Raw genomic sequence first — 22,243 nt, forward strand, 5'->3', positions numbered from 1 at the left:
AGAGAACGTATCGCGACCGCCCGAACTGCTGTAGGATGGATCGCTCAGGAGGCGCGTCCCGTGGACCTGGGGTTCGGATGCTACGTTGCGCGGGAGCGCGCGCAGGAGCGGTCGCGCGGAGCGAGCGCGGGGCGGCGTGGGCATCCGGGGGGAACAGGGCACGGCCCTGCTCGCCTCGCTCCGCTGGCCGCGATCGTCCGGGCGCGCTCCGCGAGGTCGAGGCGCGCTTCGCCGCTGGAAAGTCGCTGATGTCCCCATCGAAGAGTTCGACGCTGCTCGCGTCCGGCGTGCTGATCGACAGGAAGTACCGGCTCGTCCGCCAGATCGGCGAGGGGGCCATGGGCGTCGTGTGGTCGGCGGTGAACGTGGCGACCGCCCGCGAGGTGGCGCTGAAGCTGATCCACCGCCCCGAGGCCGAGTTCCGGCTGCGGCTGCAGCGCGAGGCGCGCAACTGCGGGGCGCTGCGGCACCGGAACGTCATCGACATCTACGACATGGGGGAGACGGAGGCCGGCGAGCCGTTCCTGGTGATGCAGCTGCTCACGGGCGAGACCGTGGCCGAGCTGCTCGCGCGGCGGCGCAAGCTTGAGCCGGCGGTCGCCGCGTCGATCGGGCGCGACGTCGCCCGGGGGCTCGCGGCGGCGCACGCGATGCACATCATCCACCGCGATCTGAAGCCGGCGAACATCTTCCTGCACCGCGAGCCGGACATGGACGAGCCGGTGGTGAAGGTGCTCGATTTCGGGGTCGCCAAGAACCTCTCGGTCAACGACGGCCTGCACACGGTGCAGGGCGGCGCGGTGGGGTCGCCGCTCTACATGAGCCCGGAGCAGGTGCGGGCCGAGCCGAACGTCGATCATCGCGCCGACATCTGGGCGCTCGGCGTGGTGCTGTTCGAGATGCTGACCGGCGTGCGGCCGTTCCAGGGGGACGCGCAGGCGGTGTTCATGGGGATCCTGACGGGCGAGGTCCCCACCGTGTCCAGGTACCTGCGGCGCGTGGACCAGGGGCTCGTCGATCTGATCGCCCGGTGCATGCGGCGGGATCGCGCGGATCGGATCGGGTCGGCGGCGGAGATCGCGGCGCAGCTCGACCGGTACGCCGGGCGGGGCATCGACGCGGCGTCACGGCAGTCGTTGTCCGAGGGCTACGCGCTGCAGCCGGCGGATGGCGCGGGCGGGGCGGGCGGCGGAGGGCAGGGGGCGCAACCCGGGTCGGGGAGCGCTGTCGCGGGCCTCGCGGGGCAGGCGGCGATCGCGGAGCCGAGCTCGGTGAGCGCGGGCGCCCTGCCGCTGGCGCTGCTCGGCGGCGGGCCGCGGGCGCCGGTGCCGCTGCACGACGCGCCGGGGTCGGCGAGGTTGCCTTCGCTGAACCCGGGGCAGGTGGCGGCGGCGCTGGGCCAGCCGGCGGGGGCGCGGGACGCGGCGGGCGCGGCGCCCCGGCGCGCGGGGAGCTCGGAGCAGCTCTTCGCCGCGGCGCCCACGGGGCGCGCTGCGTGGGATGACGACGTGGCGACCCTGCCGCTGGCGAGGGGGAGCGCGGATGCGGCAGGGGCCGCGAGGCAGCGCGCCGGATCATCGGGACAGTACCCGGCAGCGGGGTCTCCCGCGGCCGCGCTGCTGACGCCGCTGCCCTCGGGGCAGGTGGCGTCCGCGGTGCCCGGGCTGGCCCAGGCGAGCGCGGCGCAGCCCGCGGCGGTGTCGATGCCGGAGCGCGGAGGCTGGGGGAGCACGGTGCGCATGGCGCACCCGCCGTCGCTACCGGAGCGCATGCCGGGGGCGGGCGGCAGCGGCCCGGCGGGGGCGGGCGGCAGCGGCCCGGCGGTCGCGCCGACGACCGCAGGCACGGCCGCGCCGTCGGGTGGGGTCCTCGAGTCGACGGTGAAGCTCGGGGCGGAGGCGGGCGCGAGCGCGTCGGACTCGCGGCCTGGCGCGAGCGCGTCGGACTCGCGGCCTGGCGCGAGCGCCTCGGACTCGCGGCCTGGCGCGAGCGCGTCGGACTCGCGGACGGGCGCCCCGCGGCAGACGGGCAGCTCGTCGACGACGCCGCTCGTCTCGAACCACCCGTCGGTCCATCAGACCGGCGCGTATGCGGCCCAGGACGCCCGGGATTCAACGCTGCACGGCGGTGACGATCAGAAGCGCCGGAGGACGGCCGCGACGCTGGCGATCGCGGCCGCCGCGCTGTCGCTGATCGTCGTGGGGATGCTCATCGCCCTGCGATCGGGCGAGACGTCGCCCGCTGCGCCAGACTCGCCCGCGGCGACAGAGCTGCCCGCGGCGACAGAGCTGCCCGCGGCGCCAGAGCTGCCCGGGAGCGTGACGCCGCCGGCGAACAGCGCCGGTGGCGACACGCCCGCCGTGCCGGAGCGCGGGGGCGCGCCGCTGCAGGACCAGGCGCCGACGGCGCAGCCCCCGGAGGCGCCGCCGGGCTCCGCGGCGTCCGCGACGCCCGTGCCGCCGGCGAGCGCCCTTCCGGTGAACAGCCCCGTCGCCGCGCCGGCAGGCAGCGCTGGCGTCGCGCCAGGCGGCAGCGCCGGTGCGGCGACCGGCCGCGGCGCCGGTGCAGCGGTGGCGACGGCGACCAGCGCGAAGCCGCGCACTCCACCGAGCTCGCCCGCGCCGGCGGCGTCGCAGCCCGCGAAGCCGCCGTCAGGGGCGAACCCTTGCGCTGCGCTCAAGTTCATGGAGAGGAAGAAGTGCGAGGAGAGGCTCAAGAAATAGGCTCGCTCTCTCTCCGCACCTCGGCCACGCCTCACCGATGACACCAAGGTCGCGCCCGGATTCGCATGGTGCGACGCGGGCGTGACGTTCAGGTGTGCTGAGCGCGCTTCGCGCTCGGGAGCACCGGAGCCTGCCCCGCGCTCCTGCGCGCTCATGGCCCCGCGCGCCTTTGCTTGACGGTGCGCTGCCTCACCTGCGACAATTGCGCCCAACCGCGCTCCATCTGCCTTCTGCGTCCGCCCTTCAGCGAGTCCACCCATGTCGCCTCCCTCGCCTCCTGCGCCGCCGCCGCCAGGTGCGCTCGTTTGCGGCAAGTACCGTCTTCTTCGCCGGATCGGCGAGGGCGCGATGGGGGTCGTCTGGGCAGCGCACAACGAGGCCACCTCGCGCGAGGTGGCGCTCAAGCTGCTCGTGCGCCCTGACCCGGAGCTCCGCGTCCGGCTGCTCCGGGAGGCGCGCGCTTGCGGCGCGGTGAGCCACCGGAACATCGTCGATATCTACGACGCTGACGAGGCGGAGAGCGGCGATCCGTTCCTGGTCATGCCGCTGCTCTCCGGCGAGACGCTCTCGTCCTTGCTCAAGCGCAAGCGAAAGCTGGAGGCCCCCGAGGCATCGCGCATCGCCCGGGACGTCGCGCGCGGCCTCTCCGCCGCGCACGAGCGCGGCATCATCCACCGCGATCTGAAGCCGTCCAACATCTTTCTGCACACCGAGCCTGGCGAGAGCAATTACGTCGTCAAGATACTCGACTTCGGCGTGAGCAAGTTCCTCACGGGGCCTCAACAGGCGCGCACCGCGACTGGCATCCTCATCGGCTCGCCGGCGTACATGAGCCCGGAGCAGGTGCGGGCGCAGGGCGATATCGATACGCGCGCGGACCTCTGGGCGCTCGGCGTGTTGATGTTCGAGATGCTCACCAGCAGGCGGCCGATCCAGGGCAAGGCGCACGAGCTCCTGCGGAACGTGCTGCAGGGCGACATCCCGACGGTGTCCCAGTTCGTCTGGCAGATCGATCCCGGCCTCGACGCGCTCGTTTCGCAGTGTCTCCAGCGCGATCGCGAGAAGAGGCCGCGCTCGGCGGCGGACGTCGCGGTGGCGCTCGAGTCGTTCGTCACGCCGTCGACGCCCCCGCGCGTCAACTCGTCGCCGGGGTCGTCGCCGGACCTCCGGTACGAGGTTCCACAGCACCTCGGGCGCGGGTCGTGGGGCGGGGCTGCGGCCGGGCCGGCGCCGGCGACAGCGACGCCGCTCCCGGCTGCGGCGTGGTCGCCGGCGACAGCGACGCCGCTGCCGGCAGCGGGGCGGTCGCCGGCGACAGCGACGCCGCTCCCGGCGTCCGTGGCGCGCCTGCAGGCCCAGCAGGCGCACGCGAGCACGCCGGCTTCATCGCCATCGCCGCGCGGGGCGGCGGGCTCGTCGCCGGCGCTGCCGCCTCCGGCGAGCGGAGGCCCGGCGGCGCCGGCTGGCGGGAGGTCGGCGTCGAGCAATCCCCTGCTGGGGGAGCACGGGACGATCAAGCTCTCCCCGGGGCAGGCGGCCGTGTATCGGCCGGCGCAACGTGCGGTGTCGGCGCCGGGGGTGCCGGTGAACGGCACGGTGCCGCTCGGGCCGATCCCTGCGCCGAGGCGGTCGTCGCCCGAGCGCGCTCGGTCGCCGGTCCTCTGGATCGCGGCGGCGTTGCTCGCGGCGGCGCTCCTCGTGGGGATCGGCATGGCCGCGGGGTATCTCCTGCTGCGCGCCGGGGCGGAGAGGCCGAGTGGCCGGGGCGGAGAGCGTGCTACGTTCCGTGGCGCCCTCGCGCTCGTGGTGGGCAAAGAGACCTCGCGCGCCGCGGTGCTGCGCGTAGAACAACCCTGTTGAGCTCGATGTCGAAGTCCTTCACGCAGATCGCTGCTGGCCTGGTGATCGCCGAGAAGTACAAGCTGGTGCGGCGGATCGGGGAGGGGTCCATGGGCGTCGTGTGGGCGGCGCTCAACCTGTCCACGTCGCGCGAGGTGGCGCTGAAGCTGATTCACCGCCCGGATCCCGAGCTCCGGCGGCGGCTGCAGCGGGAAGGGCGCAATGGCGGGGCGCTGCGGCACCGCAACGTCATCGACATGTATGACATGGGGGAGACCGACTTCGGTGAGCCCTTCCTCGTGATGCAGCTGCTCGCGGGCGAGACGCTGGCGGAGCTGCTCCAGCGCCGGCGGCGGCTCGACGCGGACGTGGCGGCGTCGATCGGGCGCGACGTGGCGCGGGGCCTGTCGGCGGTGCACGCGCTGCACATCGTCCACCGCGATCTGAAGCCGGCGAACATCTTCCTGCACCGCGAGCCGGACGCGGACGAGCCGGTGGTGAAGGTGCTCGATTTCGGGGTCGCCAAGAACCTCGCCGTGAACGATGGGGTCCGCACGGCGACCGGCGGCGCGGTGGGGTCGCCGCTCTACATGAGCCCGGAGCAGGTGCGGGCCGAGCCGAACGTCGATCACCGCGCCGACATCTGGGCGCTCGGCGTGGTGCTGTTCGAGATGCTGACCGGGATGCGGCCGTTCCAGGGGGACGCGAGGACGGTCTTCACCGGGATCCTGACCGGCGAGATCCCGAAGATTTCCCGGTACGTGCGGCGGATCGACCCGGGGCTCGTGGAGCTCGTGGCGCGGTGCATGGCGCGCCACCGGGACGACCGGATCGGGTCGGCGGCGGAGCTGGCGGAGCTCCTCGAGGGCTACACGGGCGCGGGCGCGCGGTCGGGCGCGGGGACCGGCGCCGCCGTGGGGGGCGGGGGGCTCGGGATGGCCGGGGGGCCCGGGATGGCCGGGGTGGCCGGGGGGCCCGGGATGGCCGGGGGGCCCGGAATGGCCGGGGTGGCCGGGGGGCCCGGGATGGCCGGGGGGCCCGGGATGGCCGGGGGCGGCGGGCAGATGGCGCTGGCGGAGGCGCCGGCGTTTCCCGGCGGAGGGCTGGCGGGGGCGCTGCTGTCGCCGGTGCCCGGCGGGATGATGGCCGGGGCGCCGCGGCACAGCGAGCCTCCGGCAGGGCCGCCGCTGTCGCCGAGGGCGAGCGCGGCGCCGGGAGGATCGCAGCCGGCGCTGACGGCGAGCGCGGCGCCGGTGGCGACGCCGCTGCCGCTGATGGGGAGCGCGGCGCTGGCAGGGCCGCCGCTGTCCCCGAGGGCGAGCGTAGCGCCGGGCGGGTTGCAGCCGGCGCGGATGGGGAGCGCGGCGCCGGAGCAGGAGTGGAACGCCGAGCTGACCCAGAAGCTCGAGTTTGACGCCACCCCGAGCGCGGAACCGGGGATGGGGGCGCCGCCGCCAGGGGCGCCAGGGGGGAACAACGACTTCGGGAGGTCGACCACCGCGCCGCTCGTGCCGGGCCCGGAGGCGGCTCGGGCAGGGCAGCCGTCGCCGTGGGCAGCGCGAGCGACGCCGCTCCCTGCGCCGACGCTGCAGCTGCGGCAGTCGCGGCCGCAGGAGATCTGGAATCGCGTTCCCCGTCCGGTCCTGGCGGCGATGGCCGCCGGCGCGGCTGGCCTGGTGGGCATCGTGCTCTTCTTTGCGTTGCGCTCGCCAGCGCCCCCGGAGAGCGCCGCGGCGCCCGAGGTGCTGCCGGAGGCGGGGATCGAGGGCGAGGTGAGCGCCGCCAAGGCGGTCGAGGCGCCACCCCCGCCGGCGACCGCGGCGCCTCAGGCTGCCGCGACGCCCGAGTCGCCCAGGGTCGATGAGCCTGTGGACGCGGGCGGAGCGGACAGCGCGGCGGGCGCGGAGACGGCGGCCGTGGTGGAGCAGAAGGAGCCAGCGGTCGCGGAGCGGAAGGAGCCGGCGGCTGCGGCGCCGGTGGCTGCGGCGGCGTCGCAGCCGGTACGGTCGGTCGCTGCCGCGCCGCAGCCGGTGCGGTCGGTCGCTGCGACGCAGCCCGCGGTGAAGCCTCCCGTGGCGCCGGCCGCGGTGGCGGCGCCGCGAGCTGCACAGCAACCCGCGGCTCGAAAGCCGCCCGCGGATCCGTGCGCGGGCAAGACAGGGTTCATCCGGACGAACTGCCTGCGCGAGAACGCGAGGAAGAAGGACCCCTACGCCCCCTGATCCGCGCTGACGGGCTGTCGCGGGCCCGTCCCGTCCCGGCGAGAGCGTGGCTTCCGTGGTTCCGGCCGCGCGGGCGCAATGGTAAGCCCCCGCGCAGGCGGTGGGACCCGGGGGCATATGTCGGACGTGATCGAGGCGTACAGGCTGCTTCCGGGCATGCTGCTCGCCAGGAAGTACCGTCTGATCGGCAAGATCGGGCAGGGCGCGATGGGGGTCGTCTGGGCCGCGAGCAACGAGGCCACCGGGCGCGAGGTGGCGCTCAAGGTGATCGCCCGGCCTGATCCCTCGCTGCGCAAGCGGCTCCTGCGCGAGGCGCAGTCGTGCGGCGCGCTGCAGCACCCGAACATCGTCGACGTGATCGACGTGGCCCGCACGGAGAGCGGCGACCCGTGCATGATCATGGAGCTGCTCGTCGGCGAGAGCGTCGCGGCGCTGCTCGAGGCGAGGCGGCGGCTGGACGCGCCGCTGGCGGCGCGGATCGCGCACGACGTCGCGGGCGCGCTGGCGGCGGCGCACGCCGTGCAGATCGTGCACCGCGACCTGAAGCCGGCGAACGTCTTCCTGCACCGGCCGCCGGAGGCGAGCGACTTCGTGGTCAAGGTGCTCGACTTCGGGGTGGCGAAGAACCTGGCGGACGCGCGCGGCGTGTCATCGACGATGGACGCGGCGGTCGGGTCGCCGTTCTACATGAGCCCGGAGCAGGTGCGCGCCGACGGGGACGTCGACGCGCGGGCGGATCTGTGGGCGCTCGGCGTGGTGCTGTTCGAGATGCTCACCGGCGTGCGGCCGTTCCAGGGCGAGGGGCCGCAGCTGCTCTCGCAGATCCTGTCGGGCGAGATCCCGAAGGTGTCGCGCTACCTGCGGCGCGTGGACGAGCGGCTCGTGAGGATCGTCGACCGGTGCCTGCGCAGGGAGAGAGGGGAGCGGTTCGCGTCGGCGGAGGAGGTGGCGGGGGAGCTGGCGGCGTTCGTGGTGCGTGGGGTGGGCGCGGCGGAAGCGGGGGCGGCGCGCGGGGAGAGCGCTGCGGAGGCAGAGTGGAGAGAGCTGCGCATCACAGGGGAGCGCGCCGCGCCGCCGCCGAGGATCGAGGCGGAGCAGGAGACGGCGGTGGCTCCGCCTCGAGGGCAGGGGTCTTGGGTCAGCGCGGAGGAGCTCGCGACGACGGTGCCGGTGGGGCGGCCGGAGCCGGGGAATGGCGGGGGGAAGACCGCGGCGGGGCAGGGCCTGGCGGCGGCGAGCGCGGTGTCGGGCTGGGGTGGGAGCTCGGCCAGCGGCGTGTCGAGCATCGGTGGACCGGTCGCGGGAAGGCCGGTCGGTGGGGCGTCGAGCACCGGGGCGCCGACGGGAGCGCCGGTCGCCGGGGTGCCGGTCAGCGAGGCGTTGCGCACGGCGGCGCCGGCCGGGGCGCCTGTCGCCGGGGCCAGGCCGGTGGTGACGCTTCGTGGGACCTTCGTGATGCAAGGTCAGGCCGCCGAGGCGCAGCGGCAGGCGGCGATGGCGATGATGGACGCGGCGAGAGCGCAGGCGCTGGCGCAGCGGGCCGGAGCGCATGGCGCGATCGCGCAAGCTTCAGCCGGGGTGGGGACCCGCGGCGAGGCGAGGCGAAGAGCAGGGAGAGCCAGGGCCGTGGGCGTGGCCGTGACGCTCGCGGTGGTCCTGCTCGTGGGGGTGCTGGCCACGGCGTGGTTTGTCGGCCGGGAAAAGCCGCCAGCCGCGCCTGCCGGCGCTGACGGCGGCAGCGTGCCGGCGACGGGCACGATGCCAGCGACACAGCGAGACGCCGAGCGGGCGGCGGCGACAGGAACGCCTGGTGCCGTACCCGTTCCGGAGCGGCCGGCGGTGACAGGGGCTCCCGCGGCGGTCGAGCCGGGGGAGCGCGGCGGGGTCAAGGCGGTCGAGACGGAGCAGGCGCCGCAAGCGGGCGCCAGGTCGCCCGCCCCGGCGACAACAGCGAGCCAGGCGAGCCTGCCGTCGCACGCGGCGGGAATGGCAGCGACGCCGGGAGGGCGGACGCAGCCGTCCGGCGGGGGGGCGGGCCCTGGAAAGAAGCCGTCGCTGGATGAGTCCGTGTACGAGGGGACGGCGGCGACGCCGGGAGGACGGGCGCAGCAGACCGGTGGGGTGTCGGGCCCTGGAAAGAAGCCGTCGCTGGACGAATCGGTGTACGAGGCGCCGCAGCGATCCACGGCGCCCGCTGCACGTGGCGTATCGCCGGTCGAGACGACTGCGCCGGAGAAGAAGCGCCCGGCGCCAGCTCGGCCTTTCTGAGGAAGCGCGCGGCTCACGTCGACGAACGGGGGTCTCGTCCTCGTGGTGCGGGCGGCGCGGTCCGAGCCGGTCCTGCGCTGCTGGATGGCACGAGCGCGCGCGCGTGCGGTGCGCGGAGCGCGGGCCGATACCTCGGAGGGCGCCTCCGCGGGGCTTGTACCGCTACGGTGGAATATTGGGGGGGTGGTGGCGAGAAATCGAGGCGGGACTTCGAAAAATCGATGTGCGGCTGCCAGAAACCGAGGTGGAACCACGGAAGAGCGATTTGGCACATCGCTCGATCGATGGCGGACCGCGAGAGAGCGACGTGCGACATCCGCGAAGGAGCGTCGAACCTCAGCGCGTGGCAGCAGGGCGACGACGGTCGCGTTCGCCGGCGTGGCGGGTGAGCTACCGCGGTGGCCGGCATGGCCGGGAGCGTGGGGGCGAGGAGCAGACCGAGGCGGAGAGGCTGGCAGGACCTCACGGCGCCGGAGCACGCTGTGGGGGAGAGAAGTCCAGCACGTCGCTGACTGGACTGGATGGGTGATGGCGGCGACTGGGAGGTCCGGGAGCGCGGTCGCGAGCTGAGCGAGCGGCAGGACCTCATGGCAATGAGGCGTGCGGCATCTAAGGAAACGGGAGCGTTTCGAGCGCCATGCCCGGGTCGGCGTTGCCTGTCGCGTCGCTGTCGCTGCCGGTGCCGCCAGCGCCGGGCGTGCCGACCTGGATGACGGTATTGCCAAGGGACGGGGGCATGCCCGCCGTGTCGCGGAACGCAACGCCGAGGGAGTGGCCGCCGAGGCCGCCTCCGCCCCACCCGCCATTGCCGCCCCTGCCGCCCGCGCCGCCACGGCAACCAGGGCGGATTGGGAAGTCTACATCCATGCTGTACTCCCCCGCAACGAACCCTCCCTGTCCGCCAGGACCGCCTCTTCCGCCTTGCTGGCCGGAGGCGCCCTTGCCGCCGTCCCCGCCGCGCTGAGCTTCCAGACGGACGTCCTGAAAGCTGAGCTTTGCGTCGAGGCTGACGAGGGCAATGCTCGACCCGCCAGGACCGCCGCCCTTGCCGGCCTTGCCGCCGCAGCCGCCAGCGCCGCCGCTTCCACCGCTAGCACCACCATTCGAGTCCGCCCTCGGGCATGGTGGGGTGCCTCCCCTCGAGCCGGCGCCTCCTCCGCCCCCCTGGGCGGTCTTGCCGTCGGTGCCGTCGTTTCCCGAGACGCCGGTGTAACCAGTGCTGTTGAGCGAGCCAATGCCACGTGCCCCTGCACCGCCGTCGCCGTGGCTGCCGGCGGCGCCCTCCATGCCGTCGGTGCACTGTCCGCGTCCGTCGGGGCCAGCAGTGTAGGTGCCGCGATTCGGATTGGTTTGCTCGCCAGGAGAGCCGTTGCCGCCATTGCCTGCTATGGAGGAATTCCCTGAGCCACCCGGCCCGCCGCGCGACTCCTCGCTGGGATTGTCCGGTGTTCCGCATTCATTCACGGGCGGATCGTCGGTCTTCACGACATCCGCCGAGCACGCCTCTTTCCCGTCGCTACCTTCGCCGCCACCGTTGGCGCGCGCTGGTTCAGGCGAGGCGCCGCTGGCCCCCGACGCCGCCTCGCCGGCTGTGAGGGTGCACCGCGTGAGCTTGACCTGGCAGCGATCGGCAATGGCCGCGATCGACGAGACGCCGAAGTTGCTCGGCTCGATCGAGGGGGCGGTGACGTCGATGTCCTCGAGCCACACCGTCTCGCCCACCGCGCGCATCGTCAGCGGCACGGTGCCGGCCGCCGCATCCTGCGGCGTCGTCAGGGTGGTTCTCTTCTCGCCGTCCCACCGCCAGCTCGCAGCACAGTCGAGCCCACCGTAGAGGGTCACCCCCTCGGTCACGGTGAGGGCTTCCTCGAACGTCTCGGCACATGCGTACACGCGCTCTTCGTGCTCCAGCGCGAGCTCGATGGCCTTCGCGAGCGTCTTGACCGGCGCGCCCGGCGCTCCGCCGTTCTCGTCGTTACCCCGCGTGGCGGACACGAACACGCCGCAGCTCTCGTCTGCGGCCCAGTCCTGTCCTTCGCTGGGCACGCACTGCGGCGGCGGCATGGACGTCTGCCCTCCCCCTCCGCCGCCTCCGCCGCCTCCGCCGCCTCCGCCGCCTCCGCCGTTATCCTGGCAGCTGAGGATGTCCTCGCAATTGGCTTGCTCCTCCTCGGGATGGGTATAAGGAAAACCAAGCTTGCTGCATCCGGCCTCACTGGCCGCCAGGGCCATGGTCGTTAACCAGAGCACGGATGCGAGATGGGCGCGACGACGCATGGGGCGATCTCCTTTCCTGGCAGGTCAGCTCAGAGCTGTCCGCTGAGCCAAAGCCCGGCGGCGCGAGGCGCAAGGAGCGGCGCCACCCGGATGCTCGGCGCCGGCTCCGCAGGCTTGCTCGTCACGAGCGCGTACACCAGCGTCCCGGCCCCGACCGCTCCGGCCGCCACGAAGCTCCAGAACGCCGCATTGCTGAGATCGACGTTTGAGTTCACGGTGTCCTTCAGCTTCCGGCAGTTATCCTCGAACACGCCAAGGCATGATGAGAGACTGTTCTTTTCGTTGATCAGGGTCTTCCTCAGCTCTTCAGCCTCGCTTGCCCGCGAATTGGCCAGCACGGTAAGGACAACCCCCGCCGCAACGCCGGCGCCTGCCACGACCCCTCCGCCGACGAGCACCGCCGTTCGCGCTCCGCTTCCCGAGTCGCTCGGCGCCGGCGGAGCGAGCGGCCCGGGACTTACCGCCGCGCTGAGCGCCGGCTTGCGCTTCAGCTGGAGCCTGATCATCTCCGTGGCACCCGCCGTGGCCTCGATGACCCGCGCCTCCGGCACGTACCCCTCCAGCTTCACGCCCACGTCGTGCTTGCCCGGATCGAGGAATACGGGATCTACCAGCGGCGCTTGCCCGACGGTCGTCCCGTCGACCGTCACCTCGGCCCCCTCCGGCGTCACCTGCACCGTGATGGCCGTGACCTGCGCCCGCGCTTCCTTCAGCGACGCCTCCGCGCGCTCCCGCTCCTGGACCTTCGTCGCAGGGGCCTCGCGGAGGTACAGCGAGAGGTACTGCGCGGCGTCACGGGGCCTGCCCACCTTGAGGGAGGCCACGCCGAGGTTCGAGGCGATCTGGTAGTGCGGCTTGATCCCCCATGCCGCGAGGAACGACGCGTGCGCATCGGACCACTTCCCCGCCTTGGCCGACTTCACTCCGTCTTCGAAGAGCTCGCGCGCCTTGTCTGTCAGCGCGTCGCTCTCCTGCGCCGCGGCCTGCGGGGACGCCTGCTGAGCACCGGCGACCGGCGCCAGCAAGGCGATGGCTACGCTCCAGGTCCACAGCAGCGGGCGCTTCGTCATCATCGAAAATCCGGCGTTGCTTCAGGAAGCTGCGCTTGAGGGTGGAGGTGACGGGAGCACCTTAGCCACCCCGGAACGCGAACCATACCCCTTCTGCGTGGGGCAGGGTGCTTTTGTGGTCCGGTTGCACACGGGGTGCGAGGACAAGACTGGCTCCGCGGCACCCCCCGCGCTGCTGCGGAGCTCCTGAGGTCTTGCGGTCACCGCGAGCTCGGGCCGCCGTCTCGCGCGGTGAGGAGCGCGCCCCCGGAGGAGCGACGAGGGTGGCCGAAGCTAGGGGATACCCCAGTTCGGCTTCGTTTCCCCGGACGACCGCCGCGCGCCGGTGCCGCTGGCCGGCCGCTGCGATGGCGGGGCGGCGGTGCTGCTGCCGGCAGGGCGAGGCCGAGGCTGCGCGCTGGGCTGTGTGCTGGCCGATGCTGCCGGAAGGCTGCGCTCCGCTGCCGGGGCGCTCGTGGCTGCTGCGGGAGGGGTGCGCTCCACTGCTTGCGCGCCGTTCGGCGTCGGCTCCTGCGCCGAGGCTTCGGAGGCTGCGTCCGAGCCGGCATCCATCAGCGGCGCGGCTGGCACGATGCCGGGTGGAGCGCTCGCCGACGCCGCGGCGGGATTCGCGGCGGTCGCGGAGAGCGCGTCGCGGGGGGGCATCGCTGGGCCGGAGGCAGCAAGCTCGGCGGTCGCCTGGTCACCTGCTGGGGACGAGGGCTCGGCGTACCGGCCGTAGAGCGCTCCCATGGTCACGCCGATGCCGCTGAGGGCGACGGCTGCTCCCGCAGCGGCGACCCATGCCGTCCGCGCAGAGAAGCGGCGTCCGCCCTGTGGCTTGGCGGCATCGATCGCGCCGGTCAGCGTGCCCGCCGAGACAGGACCCATCAGCGGCGCTGGAAGCGGCGCGGCAGGCGCCGTGCCCCCGGGGCCAGGGGGAGCTCCGTGTCCAGGGGGCGCTCCGTGCAGCGGCGTCGCTGTGGCTGCGATGAAGCCGGTGGGGGGCTGGAGGAACGGACCGTGCGCGTCCGAGAGCGAGCTGGTGAACCTCGGCGCGCCCACGATGCGCGCGAACTCGTCGACCAGCTCGCGGACGGTCTGGAACCGGTGGGCTCGATCGCGCGCCAGCGCCCGGTGGAAGAAGCCGTCGATGGCCGGGGGGAGGTCGGGGGCGAGCTGGAGCGCGGAGGGGATCGGATCGACGAGGATCCTGGTCATGACCTGCGCGAGCACGTCGCCGGGGAAGGGGAGGTATCCCGTGACCATGCGAAACAGGATGACCCCGAGCGCCCAGAGGTCGCTGCGCGCGTCGAGGTCGCGCTCGGCGCGGAGCTGCTCCGGGCTCATGTAGTGGGGCGAGCCCATCACCTCGCCGGTCGTGGAGGCGTCGGCGACCAGCTTCGAGGTGGTCTCCTTGGCGATGCCGAAGTCGAGGAGCTTCACCATGTCCTCGTCCTCGCCGTCGACGCGCGCGAGGAAGAGGTTGGCGGGCTTGAGATCGCGGTGGACGAGGCCGGCGTCGTGCGCGCTGCGCAGGGCCTTGCCGGTCTGGGCGAGGATGCGGTGCGCCTCGAGCAGCGGGAGGCGGCCTCGCCGCTGGAGGCGCGCGCTGAGATCCTCGCCCTGGAGGAGCTCCATGACGAGGTACGGGATGCTCTCGTGAAAGCCGAAGTCGTGCACCTGCACGACGTGCGGGGTCCTGAGCTGGGCGGCCGCGCGCGCCTCGCGCTCGAAGCGGGTGCGGAAGGCCGGGGAGCTCGCGTAGGCCGGGTCCATGAACTTGACGGCGACCGGCGTGCCGAGCTGGAGGTGGCGCGCGACCCAGACCGAGCCCATGCCGCCGCGCGAGAGCGGGCGCTCGAGGCGGTACTTGCCGATGAGGACGGAGCCGGCGCCGAGGTGCATGACGGGGCAGGGAGGAGGGCGGAAGCAGCCTAGCGGATTCGATGGCGGGAGAGGAGTGGGGCGGGGCGGGGAGCGCGATTTCGGTCGGGGCGGTCGGGAGGCTGCCGGGTCCCCCGCAGCCTGAGCTGCGCAGCGGGTTGGGCTCGCCGGGCGATGAGGGAGGCGGGAGGATCGGGGAGCGTGAACCCCGAGGAGCAGACCCGAGCTGAGCTGTCGCTGGGGCTCATGACGATGAGGCGGCGTGCGGCATCTAAGGAAACGGGAGCGTTTCGAGCGTCATGCCCGGGTCGGCGTTGCCTGTCGCGTCGCTGTCGCTGCCTGTGCCGCCAGCGCCGGGCGTGCCGACCTGGATGACGGTATTGCCAAGGGACGGGGGCGTGCCCGCCGGGTCGCGGAAAGCAACGCCGAGGGAGTGGCCGCCGAGGCCGCCTCCGCCCCAGCCGCCGTTGCCGCCGTTGCCGCCCGCGCCGCCGCTGCAACCAGGCTTGATGGGGAAGTCTGGATCCATGCTGAACTCGTCCGAAACGATCCCTCCCTGTCCGCCAGGACCGCCTCTTCCGCCTTGCTGGCCGGAGGCGCCGTTGCCGCCGTCCCCGCCGCGCTGGGCTTCCAGGCGGACGTCCTGAAAGCTGAGCTTTGCGTCGAGGCTCACGAGAGCAATGCTCGACCCGCCAGGACCGCCGCCCTTGCCGGCCTTGCCGCCGCAGCCGCCAGCGCCGCCGCTTCCGCCGCTGGCACCGCCATTCGAGTTCGAATACCGGCATGGTGGGGTGCCTGCCCTCGAGCCGGCGCCTCCTCCGCCGCCCTGGGCGGTCTTCCCGTCGGTGCCGTCGTTTCCCGAGACGCCGGTGTAACCAGTGCTGTTGAGCGAGCCAATGCCACGTGCCCCTGCACCGCCGTCGCCGTGGCTGCCGGCGGCGCCCTCCATGCCGTCGGTGCACCGTCCGCGTCCGTCCGCGCCCGCGCCAGGAGTGTAGGTGCCGCGATTCGGATTGGTTTGCTCGCCAGGAGAGCCGTGGCCGCCATTGCCTGCTATGGAGGAATCCCCTGGGCCGCCCAGCCCGCCGCGCGAATCGTCGCTGGCATTATCCGGTGTTCCGCATTCATTCACGGGCGGATCGTCGGTTTTCACGACATCCGCCGAGCACGCCTCGTTCCCGTCGCTGCCTTCGCCGCCATTCGTGGCGCGCGCTGGTTCAGGCGAGGCGCCGCTGACCCCCGGCGCCGCCTCGCCGGCCGTGAGGGTGCACCGCGTGAGCTTGAACTGGCAGCGATCGGCGATGGCCGCGATCGACGAGACGCCGAAGTTGCTCAGCTCGATCGAGGGGGCGGTGACGTCGATGTCCTCGAGCCACACCGTCTCGCCAACCGCGCGCATCGTCAGCGGCACGGTCCCGGCCGCCGCATCCTGCGGCGTCGTCAAGGTGGTTCTCTTTTTGCCGTCCCACCGCCAGCTCGCAGCACAGTCGAGCCCACCGTAGAGGGTCACCCCCGCGGTCAAGGTGAGGGCTTCCTCGAACGTCTCGGCGCATGCGTACACGCGTCCTTCGTGCTCCAGCGCGAGCTCGATGGCCCTCGCGAGCGTCTTGACCGGCGCGCCCGGCGCTCCGCCGTTCTCGTCTTCGCCCCGCGTGGCGGAAACGAACACGCCGCAGCTCTCGTCTGCGGCCCAGTCCTGTCCTTCGCTGGGCAAGCACTGCGGCGGCGGCGGCGGCGGCGGTGGTGGCATCGACGTGCCACCTCCCACGCCATCGCTTTCACCGCACGGAGTGCCCTCGCAGTACTCGCTCGGACGTGCTGACCACGGGCCGCATCCCGCCCCACTGGCGCCGGCGGCCACCATCGCCAGGACAAGCACGGAAACAAGACGAGCACGGCGATGCATGTTGAAACTCCTGTTGTTCACGTGCGCCAGATCAGAACTTCCCTGCGAGCGAGAGCCCGGCGGTGTCTCTATCGAGCAGGGGCGTCAGCCGTATGCTCGGGGTCGGTGCTGCGGGCCGCATGGTCACGATCCCGTAAGCCAGCGTCCCGACCCCGATAGCTCCGCCCGCCACGAAGCTCCAGAACGCGGCGTTGCTGAGCTCGACTTTGGCGAGGGTCGCATCCTTCAGCTGTGCGCATCGGGCCGGGTCTGCGCCGGGGCATGACGCCGATCCATCGCGTTCATTCACCAGCTCCGCCTTGAGTCTTGCTGCATCGCTGGCTCGCCCGTTGGCCAGCATCGTGCAAACGGCCCCCGCCGCGAGCCCGAGCCCTGCCGCCGCGCCCCCACCGATCAGCACGGCGGTCCTCCGGTCCGGGTTGAACCAGCCCGCAGTACCGCTTGTGCCATCGGTGGACCGACCACCCTGGACCTGACCCGGACCAGCGCTCCGGTGGCCCGACTCGGGTTCCAGTCGCCCGGTTCGTGGCAGAGCGTCGACTGCAGCCTGATCCAGCTCCACCCGCTCCCTCGCCTCCTCCTGCAGTCGGATACGCTTCGTCAGGGGACGGCGCCCGGATACGTGAACGACCAAGGTGTGTTCGCCTGGATCACGCTGTACAGGGGTCGAGAGGGGGATCGGCAGGCCATCGAGCGTCACTTCCCGTACCTCCTGGACGGCGCCCTTGATCGCGACCTCCACGGTCGGAATGCGCAGCTCCAGGTCGGCCAGTTCCTTCCTTGCGGTGACCTGAGCCTCCGTGAAAGCCGGCGGCGCGCTGGCGGCGAGCTTCTCGTCCAGGATGATCTGATACGCGGCGCGCGCATCGAGCAGGCGGCCGAGCTTGACGTAGCAGCGCGCCACCATGAGCAGGAACGTGGGTGCGTGAACCTTCGCATCCGCTTCGCGGAAGGCCTTGAGCGCCTCCTCGTACCGTCCCGCGGTATAGAGGTTCCAGCCCTCGTCCGCGAACGAGCGGGCGGCTGCCTTCGCTTGCGGGGTCGGGACCTTTTCCTCCGCTGCTGCTGGAGTCGCAGCGAGCACGCCCAGCGACAACGCACCGATCAGGAGACATCGACAATGCATTGTTCCTCCGCGCCAGGATTTGCTGGACGCAGCAACGAGCTTGGGCTTTGCGCTTCGCTTTGATGGGTCGGCCGTGGACACGCCGAGAGGCCAGCTGCCTGGGCTCGCTGCCGGTATGGCCTTGCCGACGTCCGTGCCGCAGGAGCGGTTTTCATGACAGTAGGTCGGCGTCGCCCGTGCTGCCAGCGCGGAGCCTGCATGAGATACGGTCGGACATGTGCACGAGGCATCGTGTGGGAGCCTGGACGCTGGGGAGTTGCCGACGAACCTCACGGAGGCCGGTCGCTACTGGAGGCAACCTTGGACGTCGCCGGTGTCAAAGTTCAGGCATGCTCCGGAGCGGCCGGGGGCGCCTTCCGCACCGGCGGAGGGAACGGTGCCTCCCAGGCCGCCTTGACCCTCGTTGCCCGGGATGAAGGAGGGGACGTCACCTCGGAGAGAGCTGTTGCCGTTGAAGGCAATGCCGAGCGAGTGGCCGCCGGAGCCACCGCCACCCGGGCCGCCCAGGCCGCCGTCACCGCCGCGTCCACCCGCGCAGCTTGCGCGCAAGGTTGGCGTCACACCGGCTCCGGGATCTCCGGCCGCTCCGCCTCTGCCACCTGTTGCGCCGTCGCCGCCTGGGCCGCCGTTGCCCGCGTTGCCGGCGCTAAGCTGCACGCCCTTGAAAGCGACCTCCGCGTTCAGGATGATCACGGCGATGCTGGAGCCGCCGGGCTTGCCACCTTCACCGCCGAGCCCGCCGCAACCGCCGCTGCCGCCGGTCCCGCCGCTCGCGCCAATCAGCGACGCTGCGGTGTCGGCTCCTGGGCAAGTTGCGGTTCCGCCCATGGCGCCTCCACCCCCGCCACCCCCTTGACCGGGCGCGCCTGGCTTACCCTGTACCCCATTCACCCCTTGATACCCGGTTGCGTCGATTGTGCCGAGGTCGGGAGCTTCGACTGGGTCACCTGGTGTACCGTCTTTCCCCGGTTGTCCACTCGCGCCTACTGTGCACACATTGCCGGCGCTTTGGGCTCCTTTGCCACCTGCCCCTCCTACGGACAGTGGCGTGCCGTCTCCGCCGCTGCCAGCAGAACCAGATGCCGAACCCGCTCCTCCTCTTCCTCCTGCGGAGCTATCGCCACCAGGGCATTGCTTGACGGGGCCGTCTTTCCCAGGATGCGCCGCACCTGGATCACATGCCGCCTGGCCCTTGATACCAGCGATGCCGTTCAGATCCGTTTCGCCTGCGGGTGTAACTCCCGGATCTCCGTCACCCGCATCGCCTGCCGTGAGATCGCTGTTGACGATGTCGGCCTTCCCTCCGTTCACCAGCAGAGCGATCGACGAATTGCCGTGGACGAGTGGCCCGCTGGCGACGATCTCAAGATTTTCAAGCCGATTGTCACCGCCGTTCAGCGTGAGCGCGATGGTGTCCGGCGTCTCTGGCTGCTCTTCCGTAACTTCGACGGTCAACTTCGTTTTGTTCGTTGACCATACCCAGTTGTCGTAGCATCCGGTGAACCCGCCATAGATCTCGACGCTATCACGGAAGACGATGCCAGTGCCTTCGTTGTACAATTCAGCGATTCTGTCGCTGTTCTGGTCTTGGGACTCGTGGCACACGTACACTCTGCTTTTCTGCGGATTGCTCGCAGCTACTTCGGCAAAGCTGTTAAATGGTTGAGCCATGGTCCCATCCCCCCCGGCGGGCGCGCTCGCGCGTACGAACACGCCACATCGTTCAGTGATCGTGCTGGGGTCGTCTGCTGGAGAGTTCTCGCATTCCGAGGGGACGCCGCTGCTGCTGCTGCTGGTCGTGGTGGTCCTCCCCGCATCAAGCTCATGGGGATCATAGCTGGAGCATCCGAGTGCGTGACACATACCAATGAGGCCGAGCGCTACCAACGTCCCAGCCGCCCACCATCTACCCTGACGCTTTCGCATCACCGTCGTCTCCAGTCAGCGCAAGCAAAATCGAAGCCGTCTGCCCTCTGTTTACCATGCACCCGTGATCAAAATGCCGCTGCCTGCCAGACCGAGATGCGGGATCACCCGAGCGCGCGTCCCTTCCTTGGCTTGCCGGGGCGCCGTCCAGTAATAGATGAGCGTCGCCGCCCCGACCGCCGCGGCGCCCCCTAAGCAGCCCCACGCAGCCTTGGTATAGGTCGATGCATCCTTGCGCGTGCTCAGGAGCTCTCCGCATTGCTCGGCGTTCTTGTCATTCGCACACGCGGACGGGCCGTCATTCTTCTCCAGATAGACGTGCATGTCGTCCGCCTCGCTCTCCTTGTTCAGCGACACGATCCCGAACACCGACCCGGTGACCGCAGCCACGCCGGCGAGGGCCATGCCTGCATACACCACCGTCGTATTGAGGCCGCTGGCGTCGTCCCGTTGCGCGGGCGTACGAACGCCAGCATGACTTGCCCGTGTTTCAGCCGCGCTGCGCGGCGGGGCACCCGCGGCAGCGTGCGCTGGCGCCCCTGAAGGATGCTCCACGGCAAGCGAAGAGGCATCGAGCGTTAACTGCTCCCGCGCCCATTCGGTCAGGTGGATCGTCCTGGCCACGGCGCGGCGGCCCGCCATCGACGCGGTCAGCACATGGTCGCCAGGGTTTCGTTCCACGAACGATGAAGGTTCGATGCTGCTACCGTCGAGTGTCAGCTTGATGGCGTCGCTGGGCGCACCCGTCACGACGACCCTCAGCGCCGGGATGCGCGGTGCCAGCAAGGCCAGCTCCTCGTTTGCGCTGGTCTGGGCCTGCACGAACCCTGGTGTTGCGCTCGCGGCGAGCTTCTCCTCGGCGATGCGCTTGTAAAGGGCTCGCGCCTCGAGCAGCTTACCGAGCTTGTTGCTCGCGCGCGCCATCATGAGCAGGAACGTGGGTGCGTGAACCTTCGCCTCCGCTCGGCTGAAGGCCTCGAGCGCCTCCTCATAACGTCCCGCTGTATAGAGGTTCCAGCCCTCGTCCGCGAGCGAGCGGGCGGCTGCCTTCACTTGCGCAGTTGGCGCCTGTTCCTCCGCTGCTGCGGGAGTCGCAACGAGCACACCAAGCGACAACGCACCGATCAGGAGACGTCGAGAATGCATCGTTGCTCCGAGCGAAGAGTTGCCAGATGCAGCAACGAGTTCGGGCTTTGCGCTTCGCTTTGATGGCTCGGCCGTGGACACGCCGAGAGGCCAGCCGCCTGGGCTCGCTGCCGGTATGGCCTTGCTGACGTCCGTGCCGCAGGAGCGGCGTTCATGACGGTAGGTTGGCGTCGCTCGCGCTGCCAGCGCGGAGCCTGCATGAGACACGGTCGGACTTGTACACGAGACATCCGTGGGAGCTGGGTCGCTGGGGAGTTGCCGACGAACCTCACGGATGTTTATCGCTACTGGAGGCAATCCTGGTCGTCGCGGGTGTCGAAGTTCAGGCATGCTCCGGAGCGGCCGGGGGCGCCTTCCGCACCGGCGGAGGGAACGGCGCCGCCCAGGCCGCCTTGACCCTCGTTGCCCGGGATGAAGGAGGGGACGTCACCTCGGAGAGAGCTGTTGCCGTTGAAGGCAATGCCGAGCGAGTGGCCGCCGGAGCCACCGCCACCCGGGCCGCCCAGGCCGCCGGCACCGCCGCTTCCACCTCTGCAGCTTGCGCGCAAGGTCGGTGCTACACCAGCTCCGAGGTCCCCGCCCGCTCCGCCTGTTCCACCTGTTGCGCCATCGCCGCCGAGGCCGCCGTTGCCCGCGTTGCCGGCCGTAAGCTGCACGCCCTTGAAAGCGACCTCCGCGTTCAGGATGATCATGGCGATGCTGGAGCCGCCGGGCTTGCCACCTTCACCGCCGAGCCCGCCGCAACCGCCGCTGCCGCCGGTCCCGCCGCTCGCGCCAGCCAGCAACTCCGCGTCGTCGGCTCCTGGGCAAGTTGCGGTTCCGCCGATGGCGCCTCCACCTCCGCCACCCCCTTGACCGGGCGCACCTGGCTTACCCTGTACCCCATTCACCCCTTGATACCCGGTTGCGTCGATTGTGCCGAGGCCGCGAGCTTCGATGGGGTCACCTGGTGTACCGTCTTCCCCCGGTTCTCCATCCGCGCCTACTGCGCACGCGTTGCCAGCGCTTTGGGCTCCTTTGCCTCCTGCCCCTCCTCCGGACGCAGGCGTGCCGTCTCCGCCGCTGCCAGCAGGACCAGACGTCGAACCCGCGCCTCCCTTGCCTCCTGCGGAACTCTCGCCGCTAGGGCATTGCTTGACGGGGCCGTCCTTCCCAGAATGGGCCGCACCCGGATCACATGCCGCCTGGCCTTTGGTCCCAGCGACGCCGTTCAGATCCGTTTCATCTATGGGGGCAACTCCCGGATCTCCGTCACCCGCATCGCCTGCCGTGAGATCGCTGTTGCCGATGTCGGCCTTCCCTCCGTTCACCAGCAGAGCGATCGACGAACTGCCGTGGACGAGTGGCCCGCTGGCGATGATCTCGAGGTTTTCAAGCCGATTGTCGCCGCCGTTCAGCGTGAGCGCGATGGTGTCCGGCGTCTCTGGCTGCTCTTCCGTGACTGCAACGGTCAACTTTGTCTTGTTCGTCGACCATGTCCACTCGTCGTAGCATCCGGTGAACCCGCCATAGATCTCGACGCCGTCACGGAAGACGATCCCACTGCTTTCGTTGTATGATTCAGCGACCTTGTTGCTGTTCTCGTCTTGGGACTCGTGGCACACGTACACTCTGCTTTTCTGCGAGTCGCTCGCAGCTAGCTCGGCGAAGCTATTGAACGGTTGTGCCCTGGTCCCATTCCCCCCGACGGGCGCGCTCGCGCGCACGAACACGCCACACTGCTCGGTGATCGTGCTGGGGTCGTCTTCTGGATGCTTCTCGCATCCCGGGGGGACGCCGCTGCTGCTGCTGGTGGTCGTGGTGGTGTTCCCTTGACGACCTAGCTCATTCTCATGCTTATCAGCTGAATCCGAGCATCCCAGTGCGTGACACAT

12 protein-coding genes are annotated in these 22,243 nt (G+C 71.4%); 4 read left to right on the plus strand and 8 right to left on the minus strand.

Annotation, left to right across the window (positions count from 1 at the left end; all coding sequences use genetic code 11):
- Positions 1-248: 248 nt before the first annotated feature.
- The 4 genes from WME85_RS10670 to WME85_RS10685 all read left to right on the plus strand — a co-directional run bounded on the left by WME85_RS10670 (position 249) and on the right by WME85_RS10685 (position 9,052).
- A complete protein-coding gene (locus tag WME85_RS10670) occupies positions 249-2,723 on the plus strand; it encodes a protein kinase domain-containing protein (protein ID WP_437837488.1) in 2,475 nt (824 codons plus the stop codon).
- Between the two features lie 258 nt (positions 2,724-2,981).
- Entirely contained in the window at positions 2,982-4,583 is a 1,602-nt protein-coding gene (locus WME85_RS10675) for a protein kinase domain-containing protein (RefSeq protein WP_437837489.1), read from the plus strand.
- Between the two features lie 5 nt (positions 4,584-4,588).
- Positions 4,589-6,784 (plus strand): protein kinase domain-containing protein, encoded by a 2,196-nt coding sequence (locus WME85_RS10680; RefSeq protein ID WP_437837490.1) that lies wholly within the window; start codon positions 4,589-4,591, stop codon positions 6,782-6,784.
- Positions 6,785-6,901: 117 nt separating this feature from the next.
- Positions 6,902-9,052, plus strand: coding sequence for a protein kinase domain-containing protein (locus tag WME85_RS10685; RefSeq protein WP_437837491.1), 2,151 nt, complete (start codon positions 6,902-6,904; stop codon positions 9,050-9,052).
- 609 nt (positions 9,053-9,661) lie between these two features.
- Here WME85_RS10685 and WME85_RS10690 read toward each other — a convergent pair.
- The 8 genes from WME85_RS10690 to WME85_RS10725 all read right to left on the minus strand — a co-directional run bounded on the left by WME85_RS10690 (position 9,662) and on the right by WME85_RS10725 (position 21,973).
- Positions 9,662-11,329 carry a hypothetical protein gene (locus tag WME85_RS10690; RefSeq protein WP_437837492.1) on the minus strand — a complete coding sequence of 556 codons (1,668 nt, stop codon included), beginning with the start codon at positions 11,327-11,329 and terminating at the stop codon, positions 9,662-9,664.
- 29 nt (positions 11,330-11,358) lie between these two features.
- Positions 11,359-12,402 carry a PEGA domain-containing protein gene (locus WME85_RS10695; RefSeq protein ID WP_437837493.1) on the minus strand — a complete coding sequence of 348 codons (1,044 nt, stop codon included), beginning with the start codon at positions 12,400-12,402 and terminating at the stop codon, positions 11,359-11,361.
- Between the two features lie 270 nt (positions 12,403-12,672).
- On the minus strand, positions 12,673-14,286 hold the full coding sequence (locus WME85_RS10700; RefSeq protein WP_437837494.1) for a protein kinase domain-containing protein: 1,614 nt from the start codon (positions 14,284-14,286) through the stop codon (positions 12,673-12,675).
- Positions 14,287-14,536: 250 nt separating this feature from the next.
- Positions 14,537-16,015 carry a hypothetical protein gene (locus WME85_RS10705; protein WP_437837495.1) on the minus strand — a complete coding sequence of 493 codons (1,479 nt, stop codon included), beginning with the start codon at positions 16,013-16,015 and terminating at the stop codon, positions 14,537-14,539.
- 187 nt (positions 16,016-16,202) lie between these two features.
- The gene (locus tag WME85_RS10710; protein WP_437837496.1) at positions 16,203-17,297 is read right to left on the minus strand and encodes a tetratricopeptide repeat protein; all 1,095 of its coding nucleotides are present in this window, start codon (positions 17,295-17,297) and stop codon (positions 16,203-16,205) included.
- Between the two features lie 285 nt (positions 17,298-17,582).
- On the minus strand, positions 17,583-18,968 hold the full coding sequence (locus tag WME85_RS10715; RefSeq protein WP_437837497.1) for a hypothetical protein: 1,386 nt from the start codon (positions 18,966-18,968) through the stop codon (positions 17,583-17,585).
- A gap of 306 nt (positions 18,969-19,274) precedes the next feature.
- Positions 19,275-20,369, minus strand: a complete 1,095-nt coding sequence (locus WME85_RS10720; RefSeq protein ID WP_437837498.1) for a hypothetical protein — start codon at positions 20,367-20,369, stop codon at positions 19,275-19,277.
- A gap of 284 nt (positions 20,370-20,653) precedes the next feature.
- The gene (locus WME85_RS10725) at positions 20,654-21,973 is read right to left on the minus strand and encodes a PGRS family protein (protein ID WP_437837499.1); all 1,320 of its coding nucleotides are present in this window, start codon (positions 21,971-21,973) and stop codon (positions 20,654-20,656) included.
- Between the last annotated feature and the right edge of the window lie 270 nt (positions 21,974-22,243).

The organism is Sorangium sp. So ce1153, assembly GCF_051521595.1.
In the GTDB taxonomy this organism is placed as follows: domain Bacteria; phylum Myxococcota_A; class Polyangia; order Polyangiales; family Polyangiaceae; genus Sorangium.